This window comes from Pseudomonas syringae, assembly GCF_000737245.1.
Classification (GTDB): domain Bacteria; phylum Pseudomonadota; class Gammaproteobacteria; order Pseudomonadales; family Pseudomonadaceae; genus Aquipseudomonas; species Aquipseudomonas syringae_J.
The window spans coordinates 14,195-31,818 of sequence record NZ_JPQU01000055.1; the positions used below are offsets into that span (position 1 = coordinate 14,195).

The following is a 17,624-nucleotide window of genomic DNA, read 5'->3' on the forward strand; positions in this document are numbered from 1 at the left end:
GTCACCATCGAAATTCACAAGTTCTGTTTTTTTGGCAAAGGAGGAGGATAGCCACATACCGAAACCGCTTGTGAGGAATACGCGATGAGAATTTCAACCCTGCTGACCCTTGTCGCCGTATTGACAAGCAGCGCCATCGCGCCTGCCTTCGCAACCGAAGACACAACTTGCCACTTCCTGCCTGTCGCCAACAGCGCGACCGGTTTACAGCAGGGTCAGTCCGTTGGCGTGCTGTATAGCGAAAACACCGTGAGCACCCTTGAATACCTTGAGCAATATCATTCAATGGCCTTGAACGGCGCGAAGAATGCGAACCTGGATGCGCGCATCCGCGAGGCGTTCGTCAACAGTTCCGACCCGAAGCTGGCCATCGACTGGCTCAAGAACTCTCTGCACAAACAATTCGCTTCGGTGACCGTCTACGACAATCTCGATGCCCTGATGAAGGCCGGTCCTGACGTGGTGGTGATGCTGGACACCTACAACCGTTTGCTGACCCAACGTAATACCCAGGTCGAAGCGCGGTTTATCGCCAAATTCTATGACTCGAATCTGCAATACATCGGCAAGGCCGAGGGCAGCGGCGGCAAACAACTGTCTGCGGTTTGGGTGCATGACAAAGCCGCCGCAGAGATCGCCGCGCAGATCGACCAGCAACGCGAACTGCAAGTGAACGCACTGAAACAGTTCGATGCCTCGCTCAAGGCGCTGGTGGTTTCGGGGCAGGTGGCGGTGAATTGATTGCACTACACCTCACTTGATGAATGACGATTTCCTGTGGGAGCGAATTCATTCGCGAAGACGTCAGTAGCCTCAACATCTTCTTTGGCTGACACACTGCTTTCGCGAATAAATTCCCACAGGTGTTCTGTGTTTCACGCCTTACAGCATCGACACCGCCACCGCCCCGCGTATCGCATCCAGCAACATGCTGAACGCCGGATTGTCGTTGTCTGAACGCCAGATCAAATGCAGTTCGCTTTGCACACCCTCCCCCAGATCGATGTCGCGGAAGGTCACGCCCTTGAACACCACGTTGGCGGCACAGCGCGGTACCAGCGCCAGGCCCATACCGGCGTTGACCAGCGCCAGAATCGTCAGCGACGAGCCTAGCCATTGCACATAATCAGGCGCCACCCGGGCCGAGCGGAACATGCCCATCAGCAATTCGTTGAATGGCGGGTAAGCCGCGTGGGAATACATCAGGAACGGTTCGCCATCCAGATCGCTGACTGCCACGCTGTCGGCCGTCGCCAGCGGGTGATTGCTGGGGACCGCGAGCACGAAAGGTTCGCGCACCAGGCATTCAGTGGCAAAGCCTGGTTGCAGCAAGGGGGAGCGAACGATGCCCAGATCAATACGCCGGGCACGCATGGCTTCGTGCTGTTGATAGGTATTCATCTCCTCCAGCGAGATTTTCACCTGGGGCTGTTTGAGGCGTGCCTCGGCGATGACTTTAGGCAGAAACTCATACACCGCGCTGCCCACAAAGCTGATGGTCACCGAGCCGATATCGCCTTCGGCAAAACGTTTGGCTGATGCCGCCGCTTGTTGGGCGCGCTCCAGCAAATTCTGCGCTTCAACGAAAAACGCCCTGCCCACCGCCGTCAGCGCCACGCTGCGAGTACTGCGGGTGAACAGCGCCACACCCAGATGATGCTCAAGTAACTGGATCTGCCGACTCAAGGGCGGCTGGGTCATATTCAGGCGTTCCGCGGCTCGGCGGAAGTTGAGTTCGGTGGCGACGGTGGTGAAGCAGCGCAACTGGGCAAGCTCGAACATTGATTCATTCCAGGTATCAATCAAGTGTCAAACTAGATTAGACCGGAACAAAGACTGAGTCCATGATCGGCACGTCCCCAAAAAAATAATGATCGGGAGTCGCCCAGTGAACAAAGTCCAAAGTCCAACGGACATTTCTGTGCTTGACCGGGCAGCTGCCAAGGTCAAGCGCCACGTATTACCTCTTTTCGTCATCATGTTCATCGTCAATTACATTGACCGGGTGAACATCGGCTTCGTGCGCAGCCATCTGGAAACCGACCTAGGCATTGGTGCCGCCGCTTACGGGCTGGGTGCAGGTCTATTCTTCGTCGGTTATGCGATCTTCGAAGTGCCTTCCAATATGCTGCTGCAACGCTACGGGGCTCGGGCCTGGCTGACGCGCATCATGTTCACCTGGGGCGCAGCGGCCATGGCCATGGCGTTCGTCAAAGGCGAAACCAGCTTCTATGTACTGCGCTTCATCCTCGGCGCCGCCGAAGCGGGCTTCTTCCCTGGCATCATTTATTACTTCACCCAATGGCTGCCTGGCGCAGATCGCGGCAAGGCCATGGCAATTTTTCTTAGCGGCTCGGCCATTGCATCGGTGATTTCCGGGCCGGTCTCCGGGGCGCTGCTGAACGTCAGCGGCCTGGGCATGCATGGCTGGCAGTGGATGTTCCTGATCGAAGGTTTCGCTTCGGTGGTGCTCTGCGGTTTCGTCTGGTTCTGGCTGCAATCGCACCCCAGCGAAGCGAAATGGCTGAGCAATGAAGAAAAAGACGCCCTGATCAGCGCCATCGCCGAAGAGCAGCGAGCTCGGGAAGCCACGCAGACCATCAAGCCGTCGATGTTCAAGCTGCTGGCCGACAAACAGATTGCGCTGTTCTGCTTCATCTACTTCTCCATCGCCCTGACCATCTACGGTGCCACCTTCTGGCTGCCGAGCATGATCAAGAAGATGGGCAACATGGGTGACTTCCAGGTCGGCCTGTTCAACTCGATCCCGTGGATCATTTCGATCATCGCCATGTATTGCTTTGCGGCCATGGCCGGTAAGTGGAAATTCCAGCAGGCCTGGGTGGCTGTGACTCTGGTGATCGCTTCGTTCGGCATGTTCATGTCCACCACGGGCGGGCCGGTGTTTGCATTCGTCGCCATCTGCTTCGCGGCCATTGGTTTCAAAGCCGCCTCGGCTTTGTTCTGGCCGATCCCACAGGGTTATCTGGATGCACGTATCGCAGCGGCAGTCATCGCTCTGATCAATTCCATCGGCAACCTCGGCGGCTTCGTGGCACCCACCGCGTTTGGCTTCCTTGAGCAGACCACCGGCTCGATCGAAGGCGGCTTGTACGGCCTGGCAATTACCTCACTGGTGGCTGCGGTGGTGATCTTCTTCGCCCGTACCACGCCTCGCGGCGACACGCCCAGCGTACTGACTGGCACGCCAGCCGACGCAAAAAAAAACATGAATAAGCCTCAGGTCCTGGACACTGAGCCATCGGGAGCAGCCTCTTGAAAATCAAACGTGTAACAGTGACGCCCATCGCCTTTCGCGACCCGCCCCTGCTCAACGCCAGCGGCATCCATGAGCCCTTCGCCCTGCGTTCGATTATCGAGATTGAAAGCGACAACGGTTACATCGGCCTGGGCGAAAGTTATGGCGATGCTCCGGCGCTAGCGATTCAGCAACAATTGCAGAGCCAGTTGATCGGCCTTGATCCTTTCAACCTCAACCAGCTACGTGCCATCGTCCAAGCGACTGTGGCGGCCAACAAACCGGCGAGCATTGCCGGTGCAGAACTGGCCCCTGGCTCCCACGCCAGCAAAGCGGTGAGCAATGCGTATTCGGCATTCGAAGTGGCATTTCTGGACTTGCAGGCGCACTACCTGAACGTGCCATTGGTGGATCTGCTGGGCGGTGCAATTCGCGATGAGATCCCCTTCAGTGCCTATCTGTTTTTCAAATACGCACAGCATGTGGACTCACCTTACAAGCCAGATAGCTGGGGCGAAGCGCTTAACGAAGAGCAGATCGTTGCCCAGGCGCGACGGATGATCGAGGAATACGGTTTCAAGAGCATCAAACTCAAAGCCGGTACCTTGCCGCCGGAGCATGAAGTGTCATGCATCAAGGCGCTGAAAAAGGCCTTCCCCGGTTACCCGCTGCGGATCGATCCGAACGGCAACTGGTCGCTGGAAACCTCGATCCGCATGGCCGAGCTGCTGGGTGACGATCTGCAATATTACGAAGACCCGACGCCTGGCCTGGACGGCATGTCCGAGCTGCACAAGCGCACCGGACTGCCATTGGCGACCAATATGGTTGTTACCGATTTCGACGAGTTCCGCCGTAGCGTCGCGCTCAATAGCGTGCAGATCGTGCTTGCCGACCACCATTACTGGGGCGGTCTGCGTGACACCCAGACGCTGGCGAAAATGTGCGACACCTTTGGCCTTGGGGTTTCAATGCACTCCAACTCGCACCTGGGCATCAGCCTGATGGCCATGGCCCACGTAGCCGCGTCGGTGCCTAACCTGGATTACGCCTGCGACACGCATTACCCGTGGCAGGAGCCGGACGAGGAAGTCATCAAGGGCGGCAAGCTGCCCATCGTCGACGGCTGCGTGAAAATCACCCGCGCCCCAGGGCTGGGGCTTGAGCTGGATCAGGATCAACTGGGCAAGCTGCATGATCAATACCTGACCTGCGGCATCCGCCAGCGCGATGATGTTAAGCAGATGCAGCGTTACAAGCCGGACTGGAAGGCGGTTAAACCGCGGTTCTGATCAACACTGATTTAACGGACATACCTTTGGCCCGACACACCCCCTGTGCCGGGCTTTTTTTGGTTTGAAGTGAACCCCAACTGTAGGAGCGCTTGCCCGCGATGGCGTCAGGTCAGGCAACACATATTTCGCTGACACACCGCATCGCGGGCAAGCGCGCTCCTACGGGTCTGATATTTGCTGCGAGAGCGTTGCTCTGGCCCGTATCGATAAAGATCTAACGATAGATCGCATCGATATAAAGCGTTATTAAAAACGTCGTTATGCTGCCGCCAGTTTTTTCTGACAGTCGCCCTTTGGGTGTGGGAAGCAGTAATGGATTTTGGTGGTTTGGGGTTAGTTGTCGCAGGTCTGGTGGTGGGCTTCATTGTCGGAATGACGGGCGTCGGGGGCGGCTCTTTGATGACGCCGATCCTGTTGTGGTTTGGCGTCAACCCGGCCACTGCGGTGGGCACCGATCTGCTTTATGCCGCGATCACCAAATCCGGTGGCGTCTGGGTCCATAAAAGAAACGACAACATTGACTGGAAGATCACTGGCTGGCTGACGTTGGGCAGTGTCCCCGCCGTGTTGCTGACTTTGTGGTTCCTCAGCACCTTGCACGCCTCGCCTGACGCGATGAATGCGGTGATCAAGCAAGCCTTGGGCGTCGTCCTGCTGCTGACCGCCCTGGCGGTGTTCTTCAAGAAGCGCCTGCTGCAATTCGCCCACAACCGCGCCGGTGGCAATTACAACCCCAGTGGCCCGAGCCTGAACGCCCTGACCGTCTTCACTGGCCTGATCCTGGGCACCATGGTTGCGCTGACCTCCATCGGTGCCGGTGCTTTGGGCACAGTGGCGTTGTTCATCCTCTACCCTTTCCTGGCCACACGCCGCCTGGTTGGCACAGAAATCGCCCACGCCGTGCCTCTCACCCTGGTTGCCGGCCTCGGCCATGCTGGCATGGGCAACATGGACTGGGGCATCCTTGGTTTCCTCCTGTTGGGCTCATTGCCTGGCATTTATCTAGGCAGCCACTTGTCCGGCCGGATCTCTGATGAAGTGCTGCGGCCATGCCTGGCAATCATGCTGGCGTTTATTGGCTATAAGCTGGTTTTCTAAGCGTGGCTAACGACGCGCTAATCGCGCGGCGGACTCGGCCCGTGTAGGAGCGCGCTTGCCCACGATTGCGTAAGGTCAGGCGGTATTTTTCCGCTGAACCACCGCAATCGCGGGCAAGCGCGCTCCTACAGGTCCCGTAGCGATTTGTTCTATCCTCTCTTCATCGCCCTTCTAGCCGATGCCCCCCATGACCATAGCCTTCGCCCCCTTCCAGGATCTCGCCAGCCTGTTGCTCCCCCACACCGAGGCGGAAAAAATCGATGGTTCCCATGACGTTTCTCACTTGCTGCGGGTGTGGAATAACGTCTGCACGATTCGCGATGAAGAAGGGGGCGACCCAGAGATTCTGATCGCAGCGACCCTGCTGCATGACTGTGTATCCGTTGAGAAAAACTCCCCTTTCAGATCCCGCGCTTCGAGGCTGGCGGCGGTCAAGGCCACCGAGTTGCTGAGGGAAATGGGTTGGGGTGAGGAGCGCATTGAGGCCGTCGCCCATGCCGTTGAGGCCCACAGTTTTTCGGCGGCGATTACCCCTCAAACACTCGAAGCACAAATCCTCCAGGACGCCGACCGCCTCGATGCACTGGGCATGATTGGCGTAGCGCGGATGTTCTACGTCTCCGGGCGCATGGGCGGCGGCTTGTATGACCCCCAGGATCCACTAGCGGCAAACCGGAATTACGACGACAAGCGCTTTGCGGTGGATCACTTCCACACCAAGCTCTTTCAACTGGCTGATGGCTTCCAGACCAAGACAGGCGCCCGTCTTGCGCAAGTCAGACGTACCCGCATGGAACGCTTTCTGGATGAGCTGATGCAGGAAGTGGGTGCAGCGCAATTCTTGCGATCCGGCGACTCATCGGAAATTTGACGCCAAGTCTTACGATGTCATAAAGACATCACAGAATTGACCTATAACCGACTCTCCGATGTTTCCATCGATGGGTTTGGGTCACTGTGAAAAAATTATTGCCTGGCTTTTTGCGTCGACGTGCTGGCGGGACTACAGTCCTGCGACGCTTCAAGATCACTCCGCGTCTGGTGCTATGTTTCAGCATTACGTCTCTGCTGATGGTGGCATTGGGAGCCTTCTGTCTGTTTCAGATGCAGGAGATCCGCAATCAGGGCGAAATCGTCGAAAGCGGCTCTTTGCCCAGTATCGCCATGGCCGACGCGCTGGCGATCACCCTGGTTAAATTGCGCAGTGAAAGCATCCGGCTGATTGCCAACGCCGACGACCCAGGTGCTGTAGTCACCAGCAAAATCAACGTCGAAACCCTCAAGAATGACGCCGAAAAAGGGTTTTCCGACTACCTCGCCCACGTCAAGGACAGCACCGAGCGTGACTCCCTCGTTGCGCTTCAGGATGCCTACAAAGCCTTTATACCCGGGCTGTACGACGAAATCGGCCTGATTGAACAACGCAAGATCGAAGACGCGCGCCTGTTGGCCAATACCATGCTGTCCTTGCAGGGCGACCTGATGGACATGCAGGTGCAGTTACTGCGCGAGCTGAACAAGCAAAGCGCCGCCACGGCGGTGGAGAAAGCAGGCGAAAGCTACGCACAAACCCGCATCATCGCCCTCAGCGCCATTGGTCTGGTGTTGGCACTGACGCTGCTGCTGGCCTGGCGCTTGAGCGTCAGTATCATTCGCCCGGTCCGCCATGCCTTGCAAATTGCCAGCACCATCGCTGAAGGAAATCTGAGCCCTCAGACCATTCCGGAAGGCAAGGACGAAACCGCACAGCTGCTGCAGATGCTGGGGCGTATGCGTGGCAATCTTCACGGCACCATCGAACAAATCTACGCAGCGGCTAACCAGCTGTCACAGTCGGTGCAGGAAATGAGCAGCATTGCCGAATCCGGCGCAGAGAACCTGAAACTGCAAAACAGTGAAATTGAGCAAGCGGCGGTCGCGGTCAATCAAATGAGCCAGGCGGCCATGGAAGTTGCCAGCAATGCCAGCAACACAGCGACCGAATCCCTTGCCTCTAACGAAGCGGCGGCCAAAGGCCAGTTACGGTTGGCCGACACCATCGTCTCGATCAAAGAGCTGACCGGCAATGTGCTGGACACTTCGCACCAGGCCGAAGGGCTCGCTGAACGCACACTGAGTATCAGCAAGATCCTCGACGTTATCCGCGCCATCGCCAATCAGACCAACCTGCTGGCGCTCAACGCCGCCATCGAAGCGGCACGCGCCGGTGAAGCGGGACGCGGGTTTGCCGTCGTCGCCGATGAGGTTCGCTCCCTGGCACAGCGCACCAGCGCCTCGACGTCGGAAATCGAAGGACTCATCAACAGCGTCCAGCAGAGCACCCAGGAAACTGCTCAGGCGCTGCGGCTCACCGCCAATCAAGCCAACGTGACACTTGAACAGGCTGCTGCAACCGGCGAAGCACTGACCGTCATCATCAGTTCGACCTCCACCATCAACGATCGCAACCTGTTGATCGCCAGTGCCGCCGAGCAACAGGCGCAGGTGGCCGGTGAAGTGGACCGTAACCTTAGCAGTATCCGCGACTTGTCGACCCAGAGCGCGTCCGGCGCACACCAGACCACCGCCGCCAGCAACGCGCTATCAGTGCTAGCGACGGATCTGAACATCATGGTTCAGCGCTTCGTACTCTGAAATCACAGCAGGCTCAGGGGGCGGTAAAAATATATAACCGCCCACCTGTTTATTCGTAATGGCACATTGCTTCAATATCCAGGTAACCCGAACCCTCGGGCAGATTGCCAAAAAGGATATGAGCATGCTGAAAGCCGCTGTGTGGACTGCAACACTTGCCACCCTGATGTTCGGCGCGACCGCGCAGGCCGACGTCAACGTCAAGCTGGGCAGCCGGGAACGGGTTACCCAACTCTTCGCCTACCCAAATAACTGCAACGTGATCTGCTATCGCAACTGGACACTGGAACAGACAGTCGAGCATTACCTGACCCAGAGCGTGTTGCGTGACGGCTACACCGGAAAAGTCAGTGTGACCAGCGACAACGATGTGATCTATGCGCAGATCAGCGGCGTGCCGGATGGCTACGACAAACCCTTGAGCGCCCTGCTCGACGCCGGTGATCTGGCCTACAGCGGCGCGCAGAAACTTCTCGCCTCTGGCCCGGACAAGTGGCAATACAACTGGTACCTGTTCCTGCCGCTGGGCATGGCGCTGGAAAATCGCAAAAGCGTCGAGCTGTTGCACTTTCCGCCAGACTATTCACTGACTCAGGCTCAGGATTATCTGCGCTCGAGTACCACTGACCGCTGGGCAGAGCTGCTGACCTACAACGGCATCCCGACTGCGCAGACGCCTGGCTTTCAGACCATCATCGATATTGCACCGATTGCCGCGCCAGCATCAGCGGGCAGCTCCCTTGCGGACGTGTACAGCTACTTCGAGGATTATCAGACCACCATGGTCAAGCAATTGACCCAGAGCGCTGCCGGGGCTTCACTGCCAATGGTTGCGTTCGGCGCTCCGGTGCGTAACTGGATCAAGCAACAATACGCCGCCACTGTTCCGGTGCTGGGCCTGGCTACGATCAGCCCCGCCCCTGGACAGAACGTTCCAGTACTAGGGTCCAACCATCCGAGCTACATCTGGTATGCGGCGGACAAGACTAACTATGGCGGTGACGAAGCCAAGGCCGATGCGGCTGGCCTTGCCGTCATGGGGCAGGATTTGAGCGCGGCCTGCTGGCAGGCGGGCATGGGCCAGAAACCGGGCGCAGACCCTAAAGCCACGTTGAACAGCTGTACACAGAACTGGCAGGTGACCAACAAGGCCAAAACCTGCGTGCTGTTCTACACCGACGTGCGCAAACTGAGCCAGGCCGATGCGGATGCGAAGTGCGCCACCAGCAATGTATCGCGCTCGCTTAAACAGTTGCAGAAACCACTGACGGTGCCAGCGGTGCATCCGTATCTGTAGCGACTGGCGAAGGTGATCAACCGTGGGAGCGAATTCATTCGCGAAGGCGGTAGTACAGTCTGCAGACTTTTATCGGCTGTACTAGCGCCTTCGCGGATGAATCCGCTCCCACAAGGGAATGACTACTCCTGCTACTGCCCCAACGGCCGCAACCGGTACTGCGGCGGCAGTTGCTCGAAGCCGCTGATGGTGGTGTTGAGACTTTTCCAGCGCCCATCCTTGATGCCATAGATGCAACCATGCACCGACAGGCTCTGCCCACGATGCCAGGCGTTCTGCACAATGCTGGTATGGCCGACGTTGGCCACTTGCTGAATAACGTTGAGTTCACACATCCGGTCGACCCGCTCTTCCTCGGTCGGCAGCAGGGCCAGGGTTTCGCGGTTTTCGTAATACAGGTCACGTATCGAACGCAGCCAGCCATCGATCAGGCCAAGCTGGCGGTCCTGCATCGAGGCGCGTACACCGCCGCAGCCATAGTGGCCGGTGACCAGGATATGTTTGACCTTCAGCACGTCCACCGCGTACTGGATCACCGACAGGCAGTTAAGGTCAGTGTGCAGCACAACGTTTGCTACGTTGCGGTGCACAAACAGATCACCCGGCAGCATGCCAACGATTTCATTGGCCGGTACGCGAGCGTCCGAGCAACCTATCCACAGAAATTCCGGAGTTTGCTGGCGCGCCAGCTTGGCAAAAAATTCAGGATCTTCCTTGGTGATCGCGTCAGCCCAACGTTCGTTGTTGTCGATCAGGTCTTGTAGCTCGTTCATGCGTTGACACCTCGAAGATATGCCAGCTTATGACTGGGGTTCGACGATCCAGGTCACGGGAATTTTCCAGCCAGCAACTGGGCAGGCAGAAGGAATCTTCAGGAATGCGACCGGTCCACCTATTAAGACCCCAAACATTGAGGATTCGCCATGAATGATTCACGCCGCCCTTACGGTGCCACTCAGCCCGAGCCTATCGATGATAACGAAGACCGCATGGGCTCCATGGAAGAGCTGGACTTTGACGAGGAAGAACCCAGCGCACGTATCGGGGATATGATCCCGGAAGATGAGCTGGAGCATGAGATCCCGGAGAAGCGTGTGCGCGAGGCGGGCATGACCGGCGCCTCAACCCCGGATCATCATCCAACCGATGACGATCTGGATCCGGAAATCCTGATCCGCGAGGACGGTGCGCGCTCTGCCCATGAAGAAGGCGACGACCGCCCGGCCGATTTTGACCTTACCGTAGTCGACGAAGACGATATTGGTGGCGGTGACGGGCTGGATGAAGCGGAACTTGGCCGACTTGATCCGCTGGATGGCAAGCCTGAGAAGCGTGATTAATCTATGAATCTGTTGGAGCGAGGCTTGCCCGCGAAAAACGATGACACGGTGTATCTGAATAACCGTGTCGTCTAGTTCGCGGGCAAGCCTCGCTCCAACAGGTCGTCCATTTATTCAAACAACGTACACGCCATCACCACTGCATCTTCACGACCGCCAGCGACCGGATAGTAATCACGACGCCGGCCGATTTCGTTGAAGCCAAATCGCTCATACAAACGATAGGCGGCGCGATTGCTATCGCGCAGTTCAAGGAAACACTCGCGTCCATTGAGCTGGTAAGCCCGCGACATCAGGTGCTCCAGCAAGCGCAGGCCGAGGCCACGACCCTGGCTCTCAGGCTTGACGGTAATGTTCAGCAAATGCGCTTCATCGATGATGATCTGAATGACGCCGTGGCCTACTTGCTGGCTGCCCTCGAACATCAGCCAGATTTCATACGACTTGAGCCCGTCGAGAAATATACCCCGGGTCCAGGGGTGGCTGAACGCGGCGTATTCGATCTTCAGTACGGCGTCGAGATCCGCCTCGGTCATCGGGCGGAAGGTTATTGCGTCACTCATCTATCGATTTCCAGCGCGCCATCAGCCGACGCATGGCTTTCCAGACGTCGGCCTTGCGTTGCGGCTCGTCCATCAGTAATTCCAGACCCGGCAACGCCCAGGCAGAACCGAGGCCTTCGACCTGCAATTCACTGTTATAGGACTCGGCGTTGGCCTCCCCGGCAAACCGCACCGACGGCAAACCAATCAGCCAGATACAGGCGCAGGGTTCGTCTTCAAGCCGCGCCGACACAAAACCTTGCACAAAATCACGCGCAGCCTCCGGCCCCTGATCCATTTGCCCGCGTACCAACAACGGCCAGCGTACCGGCTCGCCGATTATCTGTGGCGCATCAGGCAGACCAGCGGCGCGCAGCATGTCTTTTAGCAACAGATAAGCAGGATCGCGACTCTGGAAAGCCTGGCCTGTGGGTAACTCCACCAGCAGCAGGCAACGCCCGGCGCGCAGCAATTGCAGGGAGAAGCGCGGCGGTGGAATGACCGGCGCTTTTACCGGTGCAGGGGGCGCTTCTTCGACTGTCGGCGGGTTGCGAGTACTGGCCAGTGATGGCCGTGGCACTTCGATCTTTGGCCGTTCGACAGGGCGTGGCGCCTCGGCAGTTGGCTGGCTGACAGGCTCGGCAATGGCCCGCGCTTCCGGCACAGCCACGCGCTCTTCGACTTGTGGCGCAAGCGGCGCGAGAAGCTCCGGGCGAGACGGTGCCGCGAAGGGCAGTTCAGTGCGCGGCAGCCAATTGACCACCTGCATGGCAGTCATATAGGCGCGGCGGCGGGACTCGTTTAGCAAAGGTCGGCCACCTGTGGATAAGTTAAGAGCGCGATTCTACAGCCCTTCGCCGATTCTCGCCGCAGTTGATCGCCCAGAGGTGAAATCTGCAGCCTCCGATGCAGTACAATCGGCGTTTTTATTTGCCAACAGTCGGCCTGACAATGATCGAACCAAAGCGCGTCTTGCGCGCCCTTGCCGAGCACTGGGCGCTTCTTGAGCCGCTGTGTGAACACTTCGACCAAGGCACCTTGAGCCTGAGCGAATTGCGCTTGCAGCTGGCCGCACAACAACTGGACAGCCCCCCCCAGGACATCACCAATCTTTTGGATGTGTGGATTCGTCTGGATATCCTGGTGCCGGTGGCGAAAAGCCCTAACCGTTTCGAACTCAACGCACAGATCCATGACTTCCTGTCGTACCTGCGCCGCGAACACCGATTGGGGCTGTGCCTGGAAATCGAAGCCTATCTGCGCCATCTGGAGCGTCTGGCAGGTTATATCCAGGATGCTTTCGACATCCGCGACGCGAATGACCTGGCTCGGCAATTACGCCTTCTGGATATGCGGGTGCGCGACGTCCTGAAAAAGCTCGCCAACGATGAACAGGCGCTGGTCGGTGTGGCTGATCGCGCCAAGACCAGTGATCGCCAGATTCCGCTGCGTCAACGGTATGCAGAAGTCCTGGCGACCTGGGACGAATACGTCGAGCCAATGATCCAGCTGGTCAACGCGGATGGTGCCTTCGAGCAAGGCGTGCGCAAGGTCGAGAACGTCCTGTTGCGCCTGCTCACTGAACAGCAGCGTCTGGGCCAACTGGTCGACGATGACATGCTGCTGCGTACTCACGCGCGCATCCTTGAAATGCAGACCAGCGCTCAGCTGACGTTGCGGCATGCCCGGGAATTGTTGCTGCCACTGCGTGAAGAGGCCCGTCGCCATAACGCCGTCACCCGAGGAGCCGCGCTGGCGCTGTCAGCCATCCGCCGTAAAGGTCTGGACGCCGTGCCACAAGCCGCGATGCCGATGTTTACTCGTCCGCAGAGCACATTCCTCGGTAGCGCGAATCAGGTCGAAGCGTATGTCTACGCACTGGCGCGCTTCGAACCGAAACCGGCGAAGTTTCCCAAGGCCGGCGGCAAGCGCAAAGGTGAACCACCCCAGGCGCCGCGTACCGTCAAAGAAATGCTCGAGCGTTGCGAAGACGCCCTGCCGCTGCCGGACCTGATGGTCTGGCTGCTGGAGCAGGAGCCAAACGGCGCAACAGACGAGTTGCTGTATTGGTTCTCGCGCCTGTCCCGCGAGAAACGCTTTGCCCGCGAACGCCTGGAGCGTCGTGACTACTTCACCCAGGAGCATCAGGTCAGCCTGCGCTCCTTTGCCCTGCTCTCCAGCCGTGATGAGCAATCAGGGAATCCAGTCAATGCATCTTGATCTTTCCGAAATGTCCCAGCTCGCGCCAATTTTTCGCGAGCTGTTCAAAGGCTTCCACATCAGCCGCCGCGACCCGGAGCTGTATGCGCAGCTGTCCAACGCTCAGGATCAATACCGCACGCTGTTCAAGGCGCTCGGTTTCGAGCTGGTCTGCGACACACGGGGCTTTTATTACTTCGTCCCGGAACTGGCTGCAGCGCAGGTCAACAAGACCGCGCAACGTCTGGCGCTGTTCACCTTCATTCTGGTTGAGCACCTCGCCGATCAGGGCCGCGACCCGGTAGCCGTCCTCGATGGCGGCAGCCTTGGCCGCGATGAACTGCCGTCGATGCTGGAAAAATACCGCGACCTGTTTTTGCAGGCTGAAGTCCAGACCCAGGACGAACTGGAAGAAAAAATCATGCGTCGCATGACCCAACTGGGTTTCGCGGCAGAAGAAACCGGCATCTTCCGTTTCCTGCCGCCCATGCACCGCTTCCTGGACGTTTGCCTGTCGGTCCAACAGGACCGAGACTTGGCCGCCAGCCTGCACAGCGTGCTACCGCTGCCCGTTCCGGTATTGATCGACGATGACAGCGACGAGAAATTGCTGCAGACCGACGATCCGCTGGACCTGGCCGAATTCGACAACGTGCATGAGACCGAAGAGCAGGCTCTGGCCCGCGCGATCGCTGATGAGCAACAGGAGATGGATGCATGAGCCAGGAACGCTACGGCATCCGCCGCTTTGCCCTGCTGAACACTGCCGGTTACAGCCTCGGGCTGTTTCCACTGGAACATCCGCTGTCGGTCTACGGCGCGAATAACCTGGGCAAGAGTGCTTCGATCAACGCCTTGCAGTTCCCGATTCTCGCGCGCATGTCGGACATGAGCTTCGGCAAGTACAGCCTTGAGCAGTCCCGAAAGTTCTACTTCGCCTCGGACACCAGCTACATTCTGGTGGAAGTATCGCTACCTCACGGCCCCCATGTGATTGGCGTGGTCGGGCGTGGTCCGGGTGGTGGTTTCGGTCACCAGTTCTTTGCCTACGCTGGCGAACTGGATCTGGGGCACTACCAGAAGGACGACACGTGCCTGCGCCAGAAAGAGCTGTTCAGCAACCTTGAAAGCCAAGGCCTTAAGGCCTATGAATTGAAGCCCGATGAGCTGCGCCGCTTGCTGGTGGGTGGACATACCTCCATTCCACTGGACTTGACCCTTATTCCGTTGCGTTCTACCAGCGAGCAGAGCCTGAAGACTTTCAGAGCACTGTTCATCAACCTGCTGCACATGCGGGAAATCACCGCGGCCAAGCTCAAGCAATTGTTCCTCGATGCGTTCGAACACAGCTTGCGATCCGGCAGCGTCGATTACATCGCTGCGTGCGAAGAGGCTTTCCGCGATGTACGACGCATGGAACAGGACTACAACTCTCTAGTCAAAGCCGGCCCGCTGGTTGAAGCCTTGGCTGCGGGTGTTGCGCAACGAGATCTGCTGCGCGGCAAGCTGCATCGTCTGTCACCGCTGCTGGACTCCTTGCTTGGTACCTGGCTGGACTACTCCACCGCTCGCAAGGAAGAGCTGGTCATCCAGGCCGAGCACTATCGCAGCCAGCAGGATGAACTGCAAAACGACCAACGCGGCGGCACTCAAGAGCTGATGCGTCTGGAACGGGAAATCAGCAGCATCCAGCGCTGGATCGGTGAGCTTTCGGTTCTCAAGAATCGCTTCGCTCTGATCGATGATCCCAAGGTGCTTGAACAGCAACTGCTGGCTGCCAAGGATGCTCACGATGAATTGGCTGGCGCCTTGGCGCAGTCACGTCAATTCAGCGCCGAAGACCTGGACGAACGTCTGCGGGATCTGGAAAAACGTCTTAAGTCGGTGAAGCAGCAGCTCGATCATGCCGACAACAACAGTTATGCACGCCTGCGCGAAGAGTTCTCGCAGCCGGACGTCGAGCGCTTGATGCGTCTGTTCAACAGCGCACTGTTCAGCCTGCCACTGGGCGAGCAAGGCATTGCGCTGGATGATGGCGACGCCTGGGTCAAATCCCTTGAGGCGATCCTGGATAGCTTTAAAGGCGATCAATTCCAGGTGCCGGGCCTTTCGATCAACCTGACCAATATCGAGCCGCCTGCCCTGCAAGCGCTGGCTGATCGCGCTGCATTACGTGATCAGAAAGAGCGTCTCGAAAAAGAGCTGAAACAACTCAAGACTCAACAGGCTGTAGCAGCGGACCGTTCGGCCAGCAAGACCCAGACCGAGGCGCTGTATCAACAGGTGCTGGATGCACAAAAGGCCCTGGAAGACTTCCGTCGCTGCCAGACGCTCAGCGCTGAAGAGTCTGACAAGCATGAACAGCTGGCGCAGATGGAAGCTGCTCAGGGCGAACTCAAACGCTCCAGCGATGCCTTCACCGAGCGCGTCCAGCAGCTGTCGGCCAAGCTGCAACTGGTTGCACGCCAGATCGGCGATCTGGAGTCCAAACAACGCACTCTGGATGACGCGCTACGTCGCCGTCAGTTACTGCCGGCGGACCTACCGTTTGGGACGCCGTTCATGGAGCCTGTGGATGACTCGCTGGAAAACCTTCTGCCACTGCTCAACGACTATCAAGACAGCTGGCAAGGCTTGCTACGCAGTGACGGGCAGATCGAAGCCCTCTACGCCCAGGTTCGACTCAAAGGTGTCGCCAAGTTCGACAGCGAAGAAGACGTTGAACGCCGCTTGCAGCTGCTGATCAATGCCTATGCTCACCGTACAGATGAAGCCCTCACCTTAGGCAAAGCACGTCGCGCTGCGGTGACTGATATTGCCCGCACCTTGCGCAACATCCGTAGCGACTATGACAGCCTTGAACACCAGCTGGCGTTGTTCAACCGGGAGATCAACAAGCGTCAGGTCTCCAACCTTGCCAGCTTCCGCATCGTGCTTGCTCCCAACAAGGAAGCCCTCAAGCATATCGACCAGATCATCCACAGCGCCGGGCAGTATGAAGAAGGCGAAACGCTGTCGGTCTTCGACCTGAGCCAAAGCGCTGAGCAGGACAACAAGAACGAAGAGGCCAAGGAGTATCTGGCGCGCCTTGTTGCTGCGAACCACAATCAGCTCGGGTTGAAAGACCTGTTCGAGTTGGCGTTTGAGATCACCAAGGTCAATGGCCAACCAGTCATTCACACCGATATCGATGGTGCAGCTTCAAACGGCACCACCATGACCATCAAGGCGCTGACCAACATGTATTTGTTGCTGCACTTGATGGATCGCGATCAAGCCGGTCGTGTGCGCTTGCCGTACTATCTGGACGAAGCGGCAGACATCGACGAGAAGAACCAGGCAGCTTTGCTGGAGACAAGCCTGCAATTGGGCTTCGTACCGATCCTCGCCAGTGTGAAGCCTCAAGTGTCGGCTCACGTAGCAATCGACCTTGAAGGCGGCAGCGGACCTAACGGCATCTACATCGATGAAGCGGACTGGAAGTACATCCGCAGACGCGACGAGGTGAAGACAGTTGCTGTAGAGGTAGCTGAAGAAGCTGCAGAGTGAGCTGAGACGCTGTAACACAAGGCCGCATGAGAATGCGGCCTTTTTATTGGGCGGTATTTGAGGTTTGCACAGAGCTGTCACGCCGAAATAAAGCCGCTGTAGAAGCTCACGAGCACCGTGAGGCAACGATATAGGTCTGTCTGATACCGCCATGGCGGCCTCGCGGTGCTCATGCGCTCCGACGGTGGCGGTGTATCGACAAACCGTGCGGTCTGTAGGAGCTGCCGAAGGCTGCGAAAGAAGCAGTTGCTGACACCCTCATTCGCAGCCTGCAACAGCGCCTACAGGGGGGGAATGTTTTTCGAGCAGACAAACAAAACCCCTGAACGCGTCAGCGATCAGGGGTTCTGGAATTTAATCTTGACGATGACCTACTCTCACATGGGGAAACCCCACACTACCATCGGCGAT

At 58.0% G+C, this 17,624-nt stretch carries 15 protein-coding genes; 11 read left to right on the top strand and 4 right to left on the bottom strand.

Translation table 11 applies throughout. The annotated features are described in order from the left end of the window. Positions 1-84 precede the first annotated feature (84 nt). Entirely contained in the window at positions 85-741 is a 657-nt protein-coding gene (locus IV01_RS06990; RefSeq protein WP_032630257.1) for a hypothetical protein, read from the top strand. A 141-nt stretch (positions 742-882) separates the two neighbouring features. Here IV01_RS06990 and IV01_RS06985 read toward each other — a convergent pair whose 3' ends face one another. Then, positions 883-1,782 (bottom strand): LysR substrate-binding domain-containing protein, encoded by a 900-nt coding sequence (locus IV01_RS06985; RefSeq protein WP_032630259.1) that lies wholly within the window; start codon positions 1,780-1,782, stop codon positions 883-885. A 106-nt stretch (positions 1,783-1,888) separates the two neighbouring features. Between IV01_RS06985 and IV01_RS06980 the strand changes: the two genes are divergently transcribed. From IV01_RS06980 to IV01_RS06955, 6 genes are all read left to right on the top strand, one after another. Further along, positions 1,889-3,280 (top strand): MFS transporter, encoded by a 1,392-nt coding sequence (locus IV01_RS06980; RefSeq protein WP_032630261.1) that lies wholly within the window; start codon positions 1,889-1,891, stop codon positions 3,278-3,280. Then, positions 3,277-4,551 carry a glucarate dehydratase family protein gene (locus tag IV01_RS06975; protein WP_032630263.1) on the top strand — a complete coding sequence of 425 codons (1,275 nt, stop codon included), beginning with the start codon at positions 3,277-3,279 and terminating at the stop codon, positions 4,549-4,551. Before IV01_RS06980 ends, IV01_RS06975 begins: the two co-directional genes overlap by 4 nt. 315 nt (positions 4,552-4,866) lie before the next feature. Then, a complete protein-coding gene (locus tag IV01_RS06970; RefSeq protein ID WP_032630265.1) occupies positions 4,867-5,652 on the top strand; it encodes a sulfite exporter TauE/SafE family protein in 786 nt (261 codons plus the stop codon). 187 nt (positions 5,653-5,839) lie between these two features. Then, on the top strand, positions 5,840-6,523 hold the full coding sequence (locus IV01_RS06965; protein ID WP_032630267.1) for an HD domain-containing protein: 684 nt from the start codon (positions 5,840-5,842) through the stop codon (positions 6,521-6,523). An 86-nt stretch (positions 6,524-6,609) separates the two neighbouring features. Next, positions 6,610-8,286 (top strand): methyl-accepting chemotaxis protein, encoded by a 1,677-nt coding sequence (locus IV01_RS06960; RefSeq protein WP_050507830.1) that lies wholly within the window; start codon positions 6,610-6,612, stop codon positions 8,284-8,286. A 124-nt stretch (positions 8,287-8,410) separates the two neighbouring features. Further along, positions 8,411-9,583, top strand: coding sequence for a hypothetical protein (locus IV01_RS06955; protein ID WP_032630268.1), 1,173 nt, complete (start codon positions 8,411-8,413; stop codon positions 9,581-9,583). 131 nt (positions 9,584-9,714) lie between these two features. Here the strand turns inward: IV01_RS06955 and can are convergent, their stop codons facing one another. Continuing rightward, a complete protein-coding gene (can, locus tag IV01_RS06950; RefSeq protein ID WP_032630269.1) occupies positions 9,715-10,356 on the bottom strand; it encodes a carbonate dehydratase in 642 nt (213 codons plus the stop codon). A gap of 150 nt (positions 10,357-10,506) precedes the next feature. On the opposite strand from can, the gene IV01_RS06945 reads away from it, so the two are divergent. Next, positions 10,507-10,923 carry a hypothetical protein gene (locus tag IV01_RS06945; RefSeq protein ID WP_032630270.1) on the top strand — a complete coding sequence of 139 codons (417 nt, stop codon included), beginning with the start codon at positions 10,507-10,509 and terminating at the stop codon, positions 10,921-10,923. A 110-nt stretch (positions 10,924-11,033) separates the two neighbouring features. Here IV01_RS06945 and rimI read toward each other — a convergent pair whose 3' ends face one another. Beyond that, on the bottom strand, positions 11,034-11,486 hold the full coding sequence (gene rimI / locus IV01_RS06940) for a ribosomal protein S18-alanine N-acetyltransferase (protein WP_032630271.1): 453 nt from the start codon (positions 11,484-11,486) through the stop codon (positions 11,034-11,036). Further along, complete coding sequence (locus tag IV01_RS06935; protein WP_032630272.1) at positions 11,479-12,273, bottom strand: hypothetical protein; 795 nt, start codon at positions 12,271-12,273, stop codon at positions 11,479-11,481. Before IV01_RS06935 ends, rimI begins: the two co-directional genes overlap by 8 nt. 143 nt (positions 12,274-12,416) lie before the next feature. Between IV01_RS06935 and mksB the strand changes: the two genes are divergently transcribed. Genes mksB through mksF form a run of 3 tightly spaced genes read left to right on the top strand, consistent with a single transcriptional unit; the run spans position 12,417 to position 17,213 of the window. Continuing rightward, a complete protein-coding gene (mksB, locus tag IV01_RS06930) occupies positions 12,417-13,685 on the top strand; it encodes an Mks condensin complex protein MksB (RefSeq protein ID WP_032630279.1) in 1,269 nt (422 codons plus the stop codon). Further along, positions 13,675-14,385 carry an Mks condensin complex protein MksE gene (mksE, locus tag IV01_RS06925; protein ID WP_032630273.1) on the top strand — a complete coding sequence of 237 codons (711 nt, stop codon included), beginning with the start codon at positions 13,675-13,677 and terminating at the stop codon, positions 14,383-14,385. The genes mksB and mksE overlap by 11 nt, the downstream gene beginning before the upstream one ends. Beyond that, complete coding sequence (gene mksF, locus IV01_RS06920) at positions 14,382-17,213, top strand: Mks condensin complex protein MksF (RefSeq protein WP_032630275.1); 2,832 nt, start codon at positions 14,382-14,384, stop codon at positions 17,211-17,213. Before mksE ends, mksF begins: the two co-directional genes overlap by 4 nt. Positions 17,214-17,624 lie beyond the last annotated feature (411 nt).